This window comes from Actinomadura sp. NPDC048955 (assembly GCF_040649435.1).
In the GTDB taxonomy this organism is placed as follows: Bacteria; Actinomycetota; Actinomycetes; order Streptosporangiales; family Streptosporangiaceae; genus Spirillospora; species Spirillospora luteofluorescens.
This window is the reverse complement of record NZ_JBEZJI010000061.1, coordinates 35,589-51,644: the sequence shown is the minus strand read 5'-3', so window position 1 is coordinate 51,644 and position 16,056 is coordinate 35,589. Positions and strand designations below refer to the sequence as shown.

14 protein-coding genes are annotated in these 16,056 nt (G+C 72.2%); 4 read left to right on the top strand and 10 right to left on the bottom strand.

Going from position 1 to position 16,056, the window contains the following annotated elements; translation table 11 throughout:
- From AB0C84_RS37460 to AB0C84_RS37420, 9 genes are all read right to left on the bottom strand, one after another.
- A partial coding sequence (locus AB0C84_RS37460) for a right-handed parallel beta-helix repeat-containing protein (protein WP_361075445.1) occupies positions 1-1,577 on the bottom strand: 1,577 nt, incomplete at its 3' end.
- Between the two features lie 73 nt (positions 1,578-1,650).
- Entirely contained in the window at positions 1,651-2,268 is a 618-nt protein-coding gene (locus AB0C84_RS37455; protein ID WP_361075443.1) for an alpha-ketoglutarate-dependent dioxygenase AlkB, read from the bottom strand.
- A 60-nt stretch (positions 2,269-2,328) separates the two neighbouring features.
- A complete protein-coding gene (locus AB0C84_RS37450) occupies positions 2,329-4,263 on the bottom strand; it encodes an AarF/UbiB family protein (protein WP_361075441.1) in 1,935 nt (644 codons plus the stop codon).
- Between the two features lie 105 nt (positions 4,264-4,368).
- Positions 4,369-5,232 carry a helix-turn-helix transcriptional regulator gene (locus AB0C84_RS37445; protein WP_312879290.1) on the bottom strand — a complete coding sequence of 288 codons (864 nt, stop codon included), beginning with the start codon at positions 5,230-5,232 and terminating at the stop codon, positions 4,369-4,371.
- A 165-nt stretch (positions 5,233-5,397) separates the two neighbouring features.
- Entirely contained in the window at positions 5,398-6,435 is a 1,038-nt protein-coding gene (locus AB0C84_RS37440; protein ID WP_339156333.1) for an XRE family transcriptional regulator, read from the bottom strand.
- A gap of 16 nt (positions 6,436-6,451) precedes the next feature.
- Positions 6,452-7,093, bottom strand: a complete 642-nt coding sequence (locus AB0C84_RS37435) for a hypothetical protein (protein WP_339156334.1) — start codon at positions 7,091-7,093, stop codon at positions 6,452-6,454.
- Positions 7,094-7,121: 28 nt separating this feature from the next.
- Entirely contained in the window at positions 7,122-7,868 is a 747-nt protein-coding gene (locus AB0C84_RS37430) for a glutamate ABC transporter substrate-binding protein (protein ID WP_258945067.1), read from the bottom strand.
- A gap of 216 nt (positions 7,869-8,084) precedes the next feature.
- Positions 8,085-8,759 (bottom strand): hypothetical protein, encoded by a 675-nt coding sequence (locus tag AB0C84_RS37425; protein ID WP_361075438.1) that lies wholly within the window; start codon positions 8,757-8,759, stop codon positions 8,085-8,087.
- A 132-nt stretch (positions 8,760-8,891) separates the two neighbouring features.
- A complete protein-coding gene (locus AB0C84_RS37420) occupies positions 8,892-10,526 on the bottom strand; it encodes an FAD-dependent oxidoreductase (RefSeq protein WP_361075437.1) in 1,635 nt (544 codons plus the stop codon).
- A gap of 323 nt (positions 10,527-10,849) precedes the next feature.
- Between AB0C84_RS37420 and AB0C84_RS37415 the strand changes: the two genes are divergently transcribed.
- The 4 genes from AB0C84_RS37415 (at position 10,850) to AB0C84_RS37400 (ending at position 14,577) form a co-directional block, all read left to right on the top strand.
- Positions 10,850-11,308 (top strand): nuclear transport factor 2 family protein, encoded by a 459-nt coding sequence (locus AB0C84_RS37415; protein WP_361075435.1) that lies wholly within the window; start codon positions 10,850-10,852, stop codon positions 11,306-11,308.
- Positions 11,309-11,400: 92 nt separating this feature from the next.
- Positions 11,401-12,621 (top strand): hypothetical protein, encoded by a 1,221-nt coding sequence (locus AB0C84_RS37410; protein ID WP_361075433.1) that lies wholly within the window; start codon positions 11,401-11,403, stop codon positions 12,619-12,621.
- Positions 12,621-13,406, top strand: a complete 786-nt coding sequence (locus AB0C84_RS37405; protein ID WP_339156339.1) for an SDR family oxidoreductase — start codon at positions 12,621-12,623, stop codon at positions 13,404-13,406. Before AB0C84_RS37410 ends, AB0C84_RS37405 begins: the two co-directional genes overlap by 1 nt.
- 13 nt (positions 13,407-13,419) lie before the next feature.
- Positions 13,420-14,577 (top strand): sulfotransferase, encoded by a 1,158-nt coding sequence (locus AB0C84_RS37400; protein ID WP_361075431.1) that lies wholly within the window; start codon positions 13,420-13,422, stop codon positions 14,575-14,577.
- Between the two features lie 36 nt (positions 14,578-14,613).
- Here AB0C84_RS37400 and AB0C84_RS37395 read toward each other — a convergent pair whose 3' ends face one another.
- The gene (locus AB0C84_RS37395) at positions 14,614-16,035 is read right to left on the bottom strand and encodes an MFS transporter (protein WP_361075429.1); all 1,422 of its coding nucleotides are present in this window, start codon (positions 16,033-16,035) and stop codon (positions 14,614-14,616) included.
- Between the last annotated feature and the right edge of the window lie 21 nt (positions 16,036-16,056).

Here is a 16,056-nt window from a genome sequence, read left to right as displayed (position 1 = left end):
CGCAGCGCCGTCCCGCCGATGTTCTCCGACACCAGATCGGCCCGGCTGACCTCGACCACCTGGCCCTTGGCCACCACACCCAGCGCTGCGAGGATGCCGCCGTACAGCCGCGCCACCGTCGTCTTACCGGTTCCGGGCGGGCCCGCGAAGACCATGTGCCGGCCGATCAACGGACCCGGCGGGAGCCCCGCCAACCGCCGCTGCTCGGCCACCTTCTGCCAGTTCGTCAGAATGCGGATCTCACGCTTGACCCCCGCCAGACCGATCATCGCGTCCAACTCGGCCAGCAGCACGTCCGCCGACGGCCCGCCGGTGCCCTCCCCGGGCGGCGGCATCGTCCTGGGCTTCGCCGCGGCCGGGGCCTCTTCCGCCTGCGTCGGCACGGTGACCTGCGCGGTCGTCCCGGCTTGCGGGCCGCCGTCGAGCTTGTCCGGTCGCTGGTTGCGCTCGCTGATCAGGCCGCTCACGTCGATGTGCGCGCCCTCGCCCGCGATGACGCCCGCGCCGTGGTTGTCCACCACCGTGCAGTTGCGGAGGGCGAGCCGGCCGCCGCCCTCCACGCTCACCCCGGCGAGCCCGCTGCCGCTGATCGTCGTCCCGTCCAGCACGACGCGCGCGCCGGAGGCGAGCCCCGCGCCGATCTTCCCCGTGTCGCTGATCCGGCCCCGGACGAACGTGACGTCCGCGTGCGCGATGAGGGACAGGCCGTTGGTGCCCGCCCCGTTGATCTCGCAGTCCTCCAGGAGGGCGACGCCCTTCTCGACGACCACGCCGGTCCGCTGCGGGGCCTCCATCCTGATCCGGCGCGCGGTGAGCGAGCCGTTGGTCGCCACCCACAGCGCGTCGGCGCCCGCGTCCTCGATCAGGCAGTCCTCCGCGACCGCCTTGCCCCTGTCCAGAGCGATCAGGGACGACTGGCCCGAGCTGTGGAACGCGCAGTTGCGGATCGCCGCGTCCGCGCGGTCGTCCACCCGGATCCCGGCGCTCGTCGGGCCGCTGATCGTGCACTGCTCGATCAGCGGGCGCGACCCCTCGGTCACCCAGATGCCGTGGCCGCCCGCGTCGCTGATCCGGCACGCCCGGAGGGTGACCGTGCTGCCGCTGCGGATGGCGATCGCGTTGCCTTCGGCTCCGGTGACGGAGGTGCCCTCCACGATCCCGGACGCGGCGGCGTACACGATCGCGCCGTCCTGGACCTGGCACTGCTTCAGCGCCAGCTGCGCGCCGGAGGCCGCGCGCACGGCCACGTCTGAGCGGCTCACGAACTCGCAGTGCTCCGCCAGGACGCTGCCTTCCGCGGCGTCCAGCGCGAGGCCCTCGTCGCTCCAGTTGCGGACGATGAGCCCCTGGAGCGTCACCATTCCGGTGACCTCGATCGTCGCGTCCGTGGCGCCGTCCAGGGTGACCGTGCCCGGCCCGCCGACGGCCGTCAGGACGAAGTCGCCCGAACTGCGGAACCCCGTGTTCGGATACGAACCCGGCTCGATCAGGATGTGCCGCCCGGCGTCGGCGTACGGCACCGGCGCTTGCAACGCGTCCAGTACCGTCCGATACGCCCGGGGGGAGGAGTGTGACACGACCAGACGCTGCAACGGGCCTCCTCACGAATCACCGTTCATGGTGCCATGAGGCGAGGTGTGCCCGCTTTGCTCAGCGGACCCCGCGCGGCCTGAACTGGACGCTGATCCGGGGGCCCGTCACGCGGGCGCTCTTCGGAATGGCGTGCTCCCACGTCCGCTGGCAGCTCCCACCCATGACGATGAGGTCGCCGTGGCCCAGGTCGCGCCGGATCGCGGGACCGCCGCCGCGCGGGCGGAGCAGCAGGCTCCTCGGGGTGCCGACCGACAGGATCGCCACCATCGTGTCGTGCGTGGAGCCGCGCCCGATGGTGTCGCCGTGCCACGCCACGCTGTCGCGCCCGTCCCGGTAGAGGCAGAGGCCGGCCGTCCGGAACGGCTCGCCGAGTTCCTCGGCGTAGTGCTCGTCGAGCGCCGCCTTCGCCTCGTCCAGGACGGGATCGGGCAGTTCGGCCTTCTCGTCGTAGAACGCCAGGAGGCGCGGGACGTCGACGACCTTGTCGTACATGCGCCGCCGCTCGGCCCGCCACGGGACGGACGTGAGCAGCCGCTCGAACAGCGCGTCCGCGTTGGGGATCCAGCCGGGCAGGACGTCCACCCACGCGCCGTGCTCCAGCGGCGTTCGCCGCACCGCGCTCAGAGGCCGCGGACCTCTCTCGTCCGTGCCGTCCAGCAACGACCCTTGGAACATTCCCCCACTGTACCGGCCCGAGTCAAACACATGTTCGATCAGGTGGGGCGGGTGGGCCGGTCAGCGGCGGAAGACCACGGCCAGGACGCGCAGGGAGAGGACCGAGCAGATGACCAGGCCGCAGTAGCCGAAGAACTGGAAGAGCGTCACGTCCCGGGTCATCGCGGGGCCGTCCTTCAGGCCCAGCAGCATCACCGCCATCACCCCGGCGGTCGACGCGAGGATGGTGAGCAGGACCTGCTGGAGGAGGCCGGTGACCGTGCGGCGGTCCGACTCGTCGGCGAACAGGCGGACGTTCACGCTCAGCCGGCCCGCCTCCGCCGCGGCGGTGATGCGGTCGAGGCGGCGGGGGAGGCGGCGCAGCATCGGGAGCAGGCCCAGCAGTTCGTCGTTCGCGGCCTCCCGCAGGGAGCCGGGCTGGAGCCGTTCGCGCAGGTAGGACTCGCCGAACGCGTGCGCCTCGTTGACCATGCCGAAGCCGGGCGCGAGCTCGCTCAGGCCGCCCTCCAGCGTCGCGAGCGCCCGGAACACCGCCGCGATCTCCGCCGGGACGGCGAGGTCGAACCGGGCGACCAGGCGGAACAGGTCGGTGAACATGGCCAGGTCCGGGCTGGTCCCCGGGCCGAGGTGGCGGGCCATGAAGGCGCCGAGCGCGCGGGCGAGGGCCTGCTCGTCCAGCTCGTCCGGACGGGCCACGACCTCCAGGAACGCGTCGGTCACCGCGGTCGCGTCGCCCCGGTTCATGGCGAGGAGCATGCGCTGCAGGCAGCCGCGCAGCTCGGTGTCGAGCCGTCCGACGGAGCCGAAGTCGATCAGGCCGAGACGGCCGTCGTCGAGCAGGAGGACGTTGCCGGGGTGCGGGTCGGCGTGGAAGACGCCGTCCTGGACGATCTGGCGCAGCACCGTGTCGAGGAGGGTGCGCGCGAGGCCCGTCCGGTCCAGGCCCTCCGCGTCGACGCGCGGGCCGGCCTTGCTGAGCGCGACGCCGTCCAGGCGCTGCATGACGAGGACGCGGCTCGTGCAGAGGTCGCCGTGGGGGCGGGGGATGACGACGTCGCCGCCCTTGGCGGTGGCCGCGACCGATGCCATGTTGCGGGCCTCGACGCGGAAGTCGAGCTCCTCGCGCAGCGCGGCCGCGAAGCCGGCCGCGAGGTCGACGACGCCGAACGACCTGGCCCATCCGGCGCGGTCGTGGAGCGTCCGGGCGAGGCGGCCGACGATGTCGAGGTCGCGCTCGACCACCGCGCGGACGCCCGGCCGCTGGATCTTGACGACGACCCGCTCGCCGGACCGGAGCGTGGCCCGGTGCACCTGCGCGATGGACGCGGCGGCGAGCGGGGTCCGGTCGAACTCGGCGAAGACGTCGCCCGTCTCCCCGAGCTCCTCGCGGAGGACGCGTTCGATGTGCGGCCACGGGACGGGGGCGGCGCAGTCCTGGAGCCGCCCCAGTTCCCGGACGAACTCCGGCGGCAGGACGTCCCGCCGCGTCGACAGCACCTGGCCGAGCTTGACGAACACGACGCCGCCCTGTTCGAGGGCGTGGGTGAACGAGCGCGCGGTGTGCGCGTTCGGGCGGGCGCGGCCGCGCAGGTAGGGGCCGAGGCCGTGGCGCAGGAAGATGAACGAGATGCGCCGGTAGCGGCGGGTGCGCGAGATCCGCGACCGCACGGCGCCGAACCAGTAGAGCGGCGAGGACACGGTCCCGGTCGGGACGAACGCCTCCCACAGCACCAGGATCGTCATCGAGACGAGGAGCGCGCACGCGAAGCCGAGGCAGACGAACCACGTCAGCGGAGCGGGATCCCGCTCCGGGCGCAGGTCGCCGATCAGTGCGCTGATGATCGGGCTCGCGACCGCCTGCCCGACCGCGCCCGCCACGAGCGTCCGGAACAGGGGGAACCGGGTGTCGAGCAGGCTCCTCGCCCCGTACGCCATGACCCAGGTGTTGATCGCCGTTCCGATGAGGAAGGCGACGACCGTCGCCGAACCGTTCATTCCCGCCGCCCGCGCACTCGTCCGTCCATGTCACGGGGGACGTTAGTGATCGCGGAGGCGGGCGCTCCTCCCGCCGGAGGGGGAGCCGCTCGCCCGCACGGGGGATCAGAGCTCGCCGAGCAGGTCCCGGAGGAAGGCCGTGGTGCGGGCGGGGCGGGCCGCGCGGATGCCCAGCAGATCCATGATCTTCTGGTAGCGGACGGCCTCCTGGCCCTCGGGGTAGCGGGCGCCGGTCAGCTGCTCCAGGTAGACCACGTCGTCGAGGTCGTGCTCGGCGAACCGGACGATCGTGATCGGCCCGCCCAGCGCCAGGTGCCCGCCCGCCGCGAACGGCAGCACCTGCACCTTCACGTTGGCCAGCTCCGACACCGCGATCAGGTGCTCGATCTGGCCGCGCATCGTCCGCGGCCCCCCGATCGGCCGCCGCAGCGCCGCCTCGTCGATCACCGCCCAGAGCGTGGTCGCGCCGGTCGCGCGGTGCAGGATCTCCTGCCGCCGCATCCGGAGGGACAGGCGCCGTTCGAGGCCGTCATAGGCCGCGTCATGGTGTTCCAGGCCGATGACGGCCCGCGCGTACTCGCGCGTTTGGAGAAGGCCGGGGACGTACTGCACCTCGTAAGCGCGAATCGTCGCCGCCGACTGTTCCAGGCCGAGATACTGCTCGAACCAGCCCGGCACGATATCGCCGTGGCCCTGCCACCAGCCGGGCTTCTTCGCCTCCCGGACGAGCTGGACGAAGCCATTCCGCTCGTCCTCGTCCTCGACGCCGTAGAGGGTGAGCAGGTCGAGGACGTCGCGGATCTTGAAGCCGTGCCGTCCGAGCTCCAGCCTGCTCATCTTGGACGCCGAGCCGCGGATCACCTCGCCGGCCTCCGCACGGCTGAGACCGTTCTCCTCGCGCATCCGCCGTAACCGCGCCCCGAGCTGCATGCGCAACGCGGTGGGACTCGCCAGCCGATTGTCAAGCACCAGTTCTCCAGCGTTCCGTACGTGGGTCCGGCAATACGCTCGGAGGGTCTCACAGGCAATGGTGAACGCGCAGGTGACCTCTCGACAGAGATACGTATCTGGCGCCGCCGCTTTACAAATCCGGCCATTGTGTTGAACGCGCGGGCGGGAGCGTTCCAGGAGGGGTCAGCGGCGCGGGACGAGCAGGTCCAGATCGGCGCGCGTGACCCGGGCGTCTCCGGCGATCCGGTCACGGTCCGAGCCGGCGCCCGCCACGACCTCCAGCGCGCGGGTCAGCATCGTCGGCTGCTCCAGCGGGCGGGCCGGGCCCGGCTCCTGGCGCCGCCAGCCGCGCGAGCTCAGCGCGCTCATCGCGTTGCGGTACACCGGCTCGGTCATGATCCCGAGCGTGCGGGCCCGGTAGAGCAGCGCCGCCATGCTGACGCCCCAGGACGCCTTCAGCTCCGCCAGCCGGTCCCAGTCGGGGCCCGCGGGCAGCTCGCCGGCGATGTCGGCCTCGGGCATGAGGAACTCCGCCGCGAACCGGTGCGCCTGGTCCTCGACGATCTTCTCGCCGGGCTCGGCGTCGGCGTGCATCACCAGGTGTCCCAGCTCGTGGGCCGCGTCGAACCGGTTGCGCCAGTAGTCGCCCTTGGCCGGGTTGAAGAACACCATCGGCCTCGGGTGGACGCCGACGCTGAACGCGTCGACCCGCTCGGCGGCCCGCGGCAGCACGAGGACGATCACGCCGTGGGACTCCAGCAGCCGGACGACGTGCGGCACCGGCCCGGCCCGCTCGACCATCGACTTCCTGGTCAGCCGGGCCGCCTCGGCGGGCCCCGGGCCGGCGATCTCCTCAGGCGAGACCGGGTACTCGGGAAGGTCGACCTCGGGCAGGTCGACGAGCCTTTCGAGGACGGCGACGACGTCGGTGGCGATCCGCCCGTAGGCGAGCGCCTGGTCGCGCTCGATCTGCGTCGTGGACCGGAGCGACCGGAAGTGGGCCCCGTCCATGGAGACCGGGCTGCGGCCGCTCTGGAAGAACTCGACGGGCACGCCCAGCGCGATCGCCAGCCGGCGCAGCGTCGGCTCCTCGGGCCTCTGCACGCCCGCCTCGTACTGCCCGATCGCCTTCGGCGTCGTCCCCACGGCCTGCGCGAGCTGGTTCTTGCGCAGGCCCCTGAGCCGCCGGGCGAGCGTCAGCCGCTCGCAGTCGAACAGCACCCCGCGCCACCTTCTGCTAGGCCGTCTTCGTCTCCCCGCGGAGCCGCATCGGGACGTCCTCTTCCCGGTCGTCCCACAGCGGCATCGTCCGCTCGACGAGCTTACGACGTGGATCGGGCCCGATGGTGTCGTCCAGGGGTTTGACCCAGTGCCAGGCGGTGCCGCCGTCGGCGTTCCACCGGGGGCGGCCCAGGAAGAGCTCCATCTCCAGCGGCGCCTCGGTGGCGCTGTGCGCGAGCACCAGCGTCACGACCCCGGGCGTGTCGCGCGCCTCGATGCCCAGCGGGAGCACGAGCTGCGGGTCCTCGACGTAGGTCTGCCGCGCCACGGCCTGCTTGGTGGGGCTGTCGCGGTCCCACCGGATGCCCCGGACGTTCCCGAACTCGTGCCGTTTGAGAAGGACGCGGTACGGCCCGTACCGCCAGCCGGGGGAGCCGTTCAGGTCGTCGCGGACGACCTGCGGCCCGGCCTCGAAGACCCGGTCGATCTGCGACGCCAGCGCGTCGAAGGCGCCGACCCCGTACGTCCGCTCCGTGAACCCCGCCGCCCGGCTCAGCCCGCCGAAGACGGCCAGCGTCGCCTCGCGGTGGGCCTCCCGCAGGGCGTGGAGGAAGCCCGCTGCCAAGAGCTCGTCCCAAGCGTCCCTGTCCTCAGCCACGTCTCGACCATAGCCAGGGCCTCCGACATTACGAGCAGCCCTCGAACTCGGGGACCTCTTGGACGAGCGTGAGCCCGCTCTTCCCGAACCACTTGTCCAGCAGGCGGCGCGCGGTCCCGTCCTGGTACATGGTCGTGATGGCCCGGTTCACCGCCTCGCACCCGTCCGCGTCGTCCTTGCGCATCCCGACCCCGTACCGTTCGTCGGTGAAGGGCGCGTTGACGATTCTCAGGTCCGGGGCGGCGAACCCGGCGAGGACCAGGTCTCCGGTGGAGATGGCGTCCACGGCCCCCGACCGCAGCTTCGCCACGCAGTCGCTGTAGGAGGAGCCCGGGACGAGCTTCGCGGGGATGCTCAGGCCGACCACCACCCGCTCGGTCGAGACCGACCCGCTGGCCTGGCACATCCTCCGCCCCGCCAGGTCGCGCACGCTCCGGACGCGGGTCTCGCTCCGCCGCACCATGACGTCCTGGTGGGCGACGTAGTAGGGCCCGCCGAAGTCGACGAGCCTGGCCCGGTCCGGGGTGATCGAGTACGACGCCAGCACCAGGTCGACGGCGTGCCGGCTCAGCAACTGTTCCCGGTCGTCCGATCTGACCTCGCGGAACGTCACGTGGGACGCCCCAAGACGGCGGGCGATGTAGCCGCCCACATCGACCTCGAACCCCTGGAACACTCCGCCTTTCCGCAGCCCGAGCCCGGGCTGGTCCGCCTTGACCCCGACCACGATGACGTCCTGGCGGTGGATCGAGGCCTTGGCGGTCGCACATCCCACCAGCGCGAGTGCGAGAGTTAAAAGCACGAGAATGGCGCGCACGTACCATGACTAGCGAGAGGAAACGGCTCCCCGGTGAACGCGAGGTGACCGCGGAATGCCGCTGGATGAACCTGGCGGACTCCCTTGCGGTCGCCGCTCGCGCCGAGTCGCCAAAAGGCCGACGGCCGCCGAGGCGATTTGCCTTCGGCGGCCGTCGGGCCCAATTCCCGGGAGTCAGCCGTGGACCCTCAGCGTTCCGTTCGCCAGGCGGCGGGCGGCGCTCCGCTCACCCCGGAGCGTGACGATGCCCATCGTGAGCAGCCAGTAGCTGAGGATGGCGCCCAGGGAGGCGGTGGTGCCCCAGCCGTTGGCGGCGTAGAAGAAGGCCGGCTCGTTGCCGAAGAAGAGCGAGGGAATGAAGGCGACGTTGATCGCGGCGAGCACGTAGGCGGACATGCCGGTCCAGCGCGGCAGCGCGCCGGTGCTCCGCACCGCGTAACCCAGCGCGACCAGGAAGAACGCCAGCAGCATGCGCCCGATGGACCCGTACAGGATGTAGGTCCCGCTGACGGAGATGGTCGGGTCGATCGGCTGGTCGGCGGCGATGACGGCCCCTGCTTCGAGCCCGCTGGAGACGAGGGTGACGAGAACGTAGGCGAGCCCGGCGGCGAAGGCGAAGTTGCCCGCCCATTCGTACCGCGAGTCGACGCTCTTGACCAGCTCGCGGAAACCCGTCACGAAGAGGAGCAGGAATCCGAGGGCCAGGATTTGCAGGAGGAGGCGGGAAAGGACGTTGGAGTCCGGCGGCGGGCCCGAGTAGACGAAGTACAGCGGGACCCCGACGATGAGGGCCGCGGCGGAGGCGAGGCCGGTCCAACCGGTGAAGCGCCGGGCGAGAACTGTGTCCACGAGAGTGCCTTTCTCAGGGGCGAGCACGAATCTGCGTCTGCGGAACACTTTGCCGGGGCGGGACATGGGCCGTCCGTGGGCGTGCCCCTCCCATCGCGGTGGAGTTATGCCTACCTTCGCGCGGCCGCTCGCTCAGAGCGCCAGGTACTCGTGGACCGAGCGGACGGCCGTGGCGCCCTCGCCGACCGCCGACGCGACCCGTTTGATCGAGTCCTTCCGCACGTCCCCCGCGGCGAAGACGCCGGGCATGCTCGTCTCCAGCGGCATCGGGTCCCGGTCGAGGGGCCAGCGGGACGGGGCCCGGTCGTAGATCTCGCGGCCCGTGAGCAGGTAGCCGTGCTCGTCACCGGCGATGCCGTCCGGGAGCCACTCCGTGTGCGGCTCCCCTCCGATCATGATGAAGAGCGCGCCGGCAGGTACCCGCTCGGTGGTGCCCGCCGCCCGGTCGGCGAGCGTCAGGGACCGCAGGCGTTCGCCGCCGCCGCAGCCGACCACCTCGGTCCGCCGGCGGACGGTGATGTTCGGCGTCGACTCGATGGCGCGCACCAGGTAGGTCGACGCCGACTTCGCCAGGCTGTCGCCCCGGACGACCAGCGTGACCGTGCGGGCGTGCTTGGCCAGGTGCAGCGCGCCCTGGCCCGCCGAGTTCCCGGCGCCCACGATGAAGACGTCCTGGCCCCGCATCGCGCGGCTCTCGCCCACGGCCATGCCGTAGAACACGCCGGAGCCGACGAGGGCCTCCAGGCCGGGGACGCCGAGCCGCCGCCAGTCGACGCCGGTGGAGATCAGCACCGCGCGTGCGCTGACCTCGGTGCCGTCCACCATCCGGACCACCCGCCGGTCGCCCCGGCGTTCGAGGCCGACCGCCTGCTGGGCGAAGACGATGTGCGCGCCCATCAGCCACGCCTGCTCGCAGGTCCGCTCCATCAGGTAGCCGCCGGCGATGCCGTGGGGGAACCCCGGATAGTTCCTGATCATCGGGCTCGTCCCGGCCTGCCCGCCCGAGAACGCCCGTTCCAGCAGCACGGTGTCGAGCCCCTCGGACGCCGCGTACACGGCCGCCGTGAGCCCGGCCGACCCGGCGCCGACGATGGCGACGTCGCAGACCTCCAGGTCGTTCTCGACGCTGACGCCGATCGCGCACGCGAGGTCGGGGATCTGCGGGTCCACGTACGCCCGGCCGTCGTAGCGGATCACCACGGGCAGCCGTGACGCGTCGACGCCGGCCTCCCGCAGCAGCCGCCGCCCGGTCTCCTCGCCGGGCGGGTGGACCACGAACGGCAGGTTGAAGCGCGCCATCACGTCGCGCAGCCGCAGCATCCGGGGGTCGTCCAGGTCGGCGACGACGCGGAACAGTTCGAACGTCGGCTCCTGCTCCTCCGTCCACGAGGACAGGAACTCGCTCACCGCGCGGTGCATCGTCTCGTCGTTCGTCCACGGCCGGACGAGGTGGTAGTCGGCGTACCCGAGCGCGATCGCCTGGACGGCCGGGCTGGTCGAGGTGTAGTCGCGGTCCACCATCAGCACGCGCTTGGCGTTGGGATACAGCTCGTGGGCCCGCGGCAGGACGTCGGCGCAGGCGTCGTCCACCATGAGCAGCGCGACGGGCTCCTCTGCCCGCGTCATCTCCTTCAACGCGTCGCATGCCTCTTCGGGCGAACTCGCGCCCTTCACGGTGAACGCCTCGCCCAGCCGTCGCGTGAGGTCGGCGAGCAGGACCTGCCGCGAACCCGCGTCGTGATCTACCACGAGTATGACCGGTGCCATCACCTCTACCAGCGTAATTGCCGCCGGCGGGCCGGGACGGCGACGGCGGGCGCCCGGCCGGCGGGACTGCATCCGGGGCTCGGGGCCGTTCCGATGCCTGCGGGCGTCCGCTTCCCTTACCGGGCACTGGGATCGCGGCGTGGAGGACTTGGTGGATCTCGCGCGGCCCGTTGGCACCGGCCCGGCGGGTACCGATCAACCGATGCCAACCTTTTGCCGGATCTTTTGGCCCGGCCGGAGCGGCACGCCCCGGCCCCGTTGACCCGCCCAGGAGGTAGAACGTGTTCTTGTGTTTTGCGGGTGGAGCTAGGAGGCTGGGGCGCATGGATCTGGTTGCGCTGGAAGAGATTCGGCGGCTCAAGCACCGGTACCTGCGGTGCGTCGACCTGAAGCTGTGGGACGAGTTCGCCGGGGTGTTCACCGAGGACGCGGTGGCGGAGTACGACACGCCCGTGCTCGGCGAGACGCTCAGGCTGGAGGGGCGGGACGCGATCGTCGAGTACATGCGGTCCAACCTCGGCCCGGACAAGATCAGCGCCCACACCGCCGGATGCCCGGAGATCGAGATCGACGGGGACCGGGCGACGGGGATCTGGTCGCTGGACGACACGATCATCCTCCCGGGGGCCCGGCTGCTCATCCGGGGCGCCGCCTTCTACCACGACGTCTACCGCCGGGACGGCGGCGCGTGGCGGGTCGAGAGGACCGGGCACCGGCGGACCTACGAGTACATGGTGTCGCTGGACGACGCGCCGAGCCTGAAGTTCACCACCTCCCATTGAGCGGGACCGCGGCATTGCCCCGCACTTAGAACGCGTTCTAGTCTCCGTCCCGCCAGAGCACGGCCTCGCGCCCGCGATCCGAGGAGAGCCCGGTGGCCACCGACCCAGCCGAAGGCAGCACCGACCGCGTGGGCGCCGCGACGCGCTCGTTCGCCGACGCGGTCGTGGAGGCGGAGCGGATCATCCGCGCCGCGCCGCACGTCAAGACCGACCAGGATCTCGCCGAGGGCCTCGACTACCTGGCCGGCAGCATCAAGGCGTCGCTGCACATGGTGGGCGCCTACCAGCGGGACTATCCGTTCTTCGCGTCGTCCACCGGGCCGTACACCAAGCTCGGGCTCGACAACCCCGACACGCTGTACTTCCACGCCTACATCCGGGACGACGCCGAATACGTCGTGACCGGGCGCCGGGGCACGACCGCCGACCTCAGTTTCCAGGTCATGAACGGCGACTACTCGCCCGCGAAGTCGCCCGACAGCCTCACCGCGTTCGACGACCGGGAGCTGGACATCGCCGCGGACGGGACGTTCCGGCTGCGGTTCGGCCCGCCGAAGCGGGACGCGGGGCCCGGGTACGTCGCGCTCGCCCCCGGCTCCGCGATGCTCATCGTGCGCGAGGTCTTCAGCGACTGGGAGAACGAGAGACCGGGAGAGATCCGCATCCACCGGGCGGACACGCTCGGGACGTCCCCGCTGCCGGTCCCATCCGACCGGATGGCCAGGCGGTACGAGATAGCGGGCAAGATGCTGGTGTCCAGGATCCGCACCTTCCTGGCCTTCCCCGAATGGCACTACCTGCAGTTGCCGGTCAACACGCTGACCGAGCCGCGGCCCACGCCCGGCGGGCTGGCGACGCAGTTCTCGTCCGTCGGCCACTTCGACCTGGACGACGACGAGGCGATGGTCGTCACGGCCCCGGCCGCCGACCGCACGGTGGCGCCCTACCAGGGCTTCCAGCTCGGCAGCATGTGGTACGTCTCGCTCGACTACATCAACCACCAGACGAGCCTCACCGCCGACCAGGCCCGCGTGGACGAGGACGGCATGATCCGGTACGTCGTCAGCGAGCGCGATCCGGGGCTCGCCAACTGGATCGAGCGGACCGGGCACCGCCGCGGCTACCTGCAGTTCCGCTGGCAGCGGCTCACCCGCGACCTCACGCCGGAGGACGGGCCGAAGGTCGAGGTCGTCCCGTTCGAGGATCTGCCGCGCGTCCTGCCCTTCCACGAGACCCAGCGGGTCGCGAGGCGGGAATGGGCGGAGCGGATCGCCGCCCGCCAGACCGCCGTCGCGAAGAGGATGCTGGGCTGATGGGCGCGGGACTGCTGGACGGCAAGGTCGTCGTCATCTCCGGCGTGGGTCCGGGACTCGGCCGGGGTCTCGCGCTCCAGTGCGCGAGGGCCGGGGCCGACGTCGTGCTCGCCGCGCGCAACGAGGAACGGCTCGCCGAGGTCGCCAAGGAGGTCGAGGAGCTCGGGCGGCGGACCGCGACCGTCCCCACCGACATCCGGGACGCGGCGGCCTGTGAGCGGCTCGCCGAGGCGGCGCGGGAGGCGTTCGGCCGGGTGGACGGCCTGGTCAACAACGCCTTCGCCACCCCGCCGCTGACCGATCTGACGAAGGTCGACCTGGACGCGGTGCGGGCGGGCTTCGAGACCAACGTCCTCGCCGCGCTCCATCTGACCAGGCTGTTCGTCCCGGCGCTGGAGGAGTCCCGCGGCTCCGTCGTCATGATCAACTCGGCGGTGCTGCGGCACTCCCGGCGGACGTTCGGCGCCTACAAGATGGCGAAGGCGGCGCTGCTGGCGATGGCGCAGAACCTGTCCACCGAGCTCGGGCCGCGCGGGATCCGCGTCAACACGATCGCGCCCGGCTACATCTGGGCGCCCAACCTCAAGTGGTACTTCCACCACCTCGCGGAGAAGCGCGGCGTGACCGCGCAGCAGGTCTACGACGAGAACGCCGCGACGACGGACCTGCGCAAGCTGCCCGAACCCGACGAGGTCGCCGACGCCGCCGTGTTCATGCTGTCGCCGCTGGCCCGCGCCGTCACCGGGCAGTGCCTGGACGTCAACTCCGGCGAGTGGCACCACTAGGAAGGGCGGACCGATGACGAACGGTCGCGACAGCGTGGGGACCGTCGAGGACCTGCACGCCTCGGCCAGCAAGATCACCGGATCGGACGACTTCGGCGGCGACGAGTACCTCGACGGTCTGAAGGTGCTGCTGGAGTCGCTGGCCGCCGAGGCCGGGCTCACCCCCCTCGGCAACAGGGCGCAGCGCGCGATGCTGCGCGGCGCCCTGGCCGCCCGGCAGTTCTCCGAGACGGCCTGGCGGCGCCACCCCGAGCACGCGGACGCCCCCGTCGAGCGGCCGATCTTCGTGACCGGGCTGCCCCGCACCGGGACCACGGCGCTGCACCGGCTGCTCACCGCCGACCCCGCGCACCAGGGGCTCGACCTGTGGCTGGCGGAGGTGCCGCAGCCGCGCCCGCCGCGCGAGACCTGGGCCGACGACCCGGTCTTCCAGGCGATCGACGCCGGATACCGGCGGCACCACGTGGACAACCCCGAGTTCATGGGCGTCCACTACATCTCGGCCGACTCGGTCGAGGAGTGCTGGCAGCTGCTCCGGCAGAGCATGCTGTCGATCTCGTTCGAGTGCCTGGCGCACCTGCCGTCCTACTCGTCCTGGCTCGCCGGGCGGGACTGGACGGACGCCTACCGCAGGCACCGCCGCAACCTCCAGCTCATCGGCCTGAACGACCCCGGCCGGCGCTGGGTGCTGAAGAACCCCAGCCACCTGTTCGCGCTGGACGCGCTGCTGGAGGTCTACCCCGACGCCCTGATCGTCCAGACGCACCGCACGCCGCGCACGGCGATGGCGTCCATGTGCAGCCTCGCCGCGCACGCCACCGCGGGATGGTCGGACGTGTTCACCGGCGCGGTGATCGGCCGCGACCAGCTCGACCTGTGGGGCCGGGGCCTCGACCTGTTCCGCGCCGAACGGGAGCGGCACGACCCGGCGCGGTTCGCGGACGTCCACTACGACGACTTCGTCCGCGACCCGATCGGCACGGTCGAGTCCGTCTACGCGCGGTTCGGGCTGCCGTTCACGGGCGACGCCCGCGCCGCCATGGCGAGGCTCCACGGCGAGAGCTCCACCGGCGCGGCGAAACCCGCCCACCGGTACTCGCTCGCGGACTTCGGCCTCACCCCGGAGCAGGTCGACGAGCGCTTCGCCGACTACGCCGCCGGACTCCGGTGAGCCGCGGATCCGCCCGGCGGCGCGGCGCCTCCGCGTCTAGCGGGTCGGCTCGGGTGCAGGCCGCGGAACGGGCTGCGCGGGCGACGTCCGGGCCGCCCGGTCCGGTCCGGGCATGAACAGGCCGGCGACCGCGCCGGCCAGCGACAGCGCGCCCATGAGCGTGAGGGCGGGGCCGAAGCCGTCGGAGAAGGTCCGCGCGGTCCCGTAGCCTCCCTCCGCGGTGAACACCGCGGCGGCGACCGCCACGCCGAGCACCGCGGCGAGCTGCCGCAGGGCGTTGAAGACGCCGGACGCCTTGCCGATCTCCCGCGCCGCGACGGAGTTGATGACCGCGGTCTGCGCGGCGGGCATCGCCATGCTGATCCCGGCGCCCGCGATGACCATGGGCGCGACCAGGTCCGGGTACGCGGTCGACGGCCCGGCGACGAGGCCGATCCACCCCATTCCGATGCCCTGGAGGGTCAGCCCGGCGGCGGTGAGGGGGCGGGCCCCGACGCGGTTCACCAGCGCCCCCGCGGCGGGCGCGACCACCGTCACGGTCGCCGTCCACGGGACGAGCTGGAGCCCGGCGGTCATCGGACCGGCGCCGAGGACCGTCTGGAGGAACTGGGCCATGAAGAAAAGGGAGCCGTAGAGCGCCGCGTACATCAGGAGCCCGGCGGCGTTGCCCGCGGAGAAGCCGCGCGAGCGCAGCAGCCGCATGGGCACCATCGGTTCCCGGACGCGCAGTTCCCACGCGACGAAGGCGGCCAGCAGCAGGGCCCCGGCCGCCAGCGCGCCGTCCACCTCGAGGGCGCCCCAACCGGAGCCGTTGGCGCGGATCAGGCCCCAGACCAGCCCGAGCGCGCCGCCCGTCACCAGCAGGACGCCGCCGAGGTCGAAGGAACCCCCGCCGCCGCGGCTCTCCGGGACGTACCGGAGTACCAGCGGGATGACCGCCAGCCCGATCGGCACGTTCAGCCAGAAGATCCACTGCCAGGCCAGCCCCTCGGTGACGACCCCGCCGACCACCGGCCCGGCCACCACCGCCAGCCCGGTGACCCCGGCGAAGACGCCGAGGGCCCGGGCGCGCCGCGCGGGCGGGAACCCGGCGCTCAGCAGCGCCATCGCCAGCGGCATCACCAGCGCGGACCCGCACCCCTGGACGGCGCGCGCGGCGATCAGCCAGCCGATCCCGGGGGCCGCCGCGCAGGCCGCCGACGCCGCCGTGAACAGGCCGAGCCCGCTGACGAACATCCGCCTGCGCCCGAAGCGGTCGCCCAGCGCGGCGCCGGTCATCAGCAGGACGGCGAAACTGAGGCCGTAGGCGTTAACGGTCCATTCGAGCTGCTCCATGCCGGCGGCCAGGTCCAGCCGGATCCTGGCCAGCGCGGTCGTCACCACTGTCGCGTCCAGCGCCACCATCAGCGACGCCGTCGCGGTCAGGCCGAGCAGACCGCCTCTTGTCTTCTGCGCCATGCGCGTTCCCTCCGGGTGGTC

What these genes read in the sequence shown, in the direction of transcription:
- AB0C84_RS37420 (WP_361075437.1), bottom strand. Translation starts at nt 10,526, where the DNA reads ATGGCACCGGTCATACTCGTGGTAGATCACGACGCGGGTTCGCGGCAG.
- AB0C84_RS37405 (WP_339156339.1), top strand. Translation starts at nt 12,621, where the DNA reads ATGGGCGCGGGACTGCTGGACGGCAAGGTCGTCGTCATCTCCGGCGTG.
- AB0C84_RS37395 (WP_361075429.1), bottom strand. Translation starts at nt 16,035, where the DNA reads ATGGCGCAGAAGACAAGAGGCGGTCTGCTCGGCCTGACCGCGACGGCG.
- AB0C84_RS37400 (WP_361075431.1), top strand. Translation starts at nt 13,420, where the DNA reads ATGACGAACGGTCGCGACAGCGTGGGGACCGTCGAGGACCTGCACGCC.
- AB0C84_RS37455 (WP_361075443.1), bottom strand. Translation starts at nt 2,268, where the DNA reads ATGTTCCAAGGGTCGTTGCTGGACGGCACGGACGAGAGAGGTCCGCGG.
- AB0C84_RS37450 (WP_361075441.1), bottom strand. Translation starts at nt 4,263, where the DNA reads ATGAACGGTTCGGCGACGGTCGTCGCCTTCCTCATCGGAACGGCGATC.
- AB0C84_RS37415 (WP_361075435.1), top strand. Translation starts at nt 10,850, where the DNA reads ATGGATCTGGTTGCGCTGGAAGAGATTCGGCGGCTCAAGCACCGGTAC.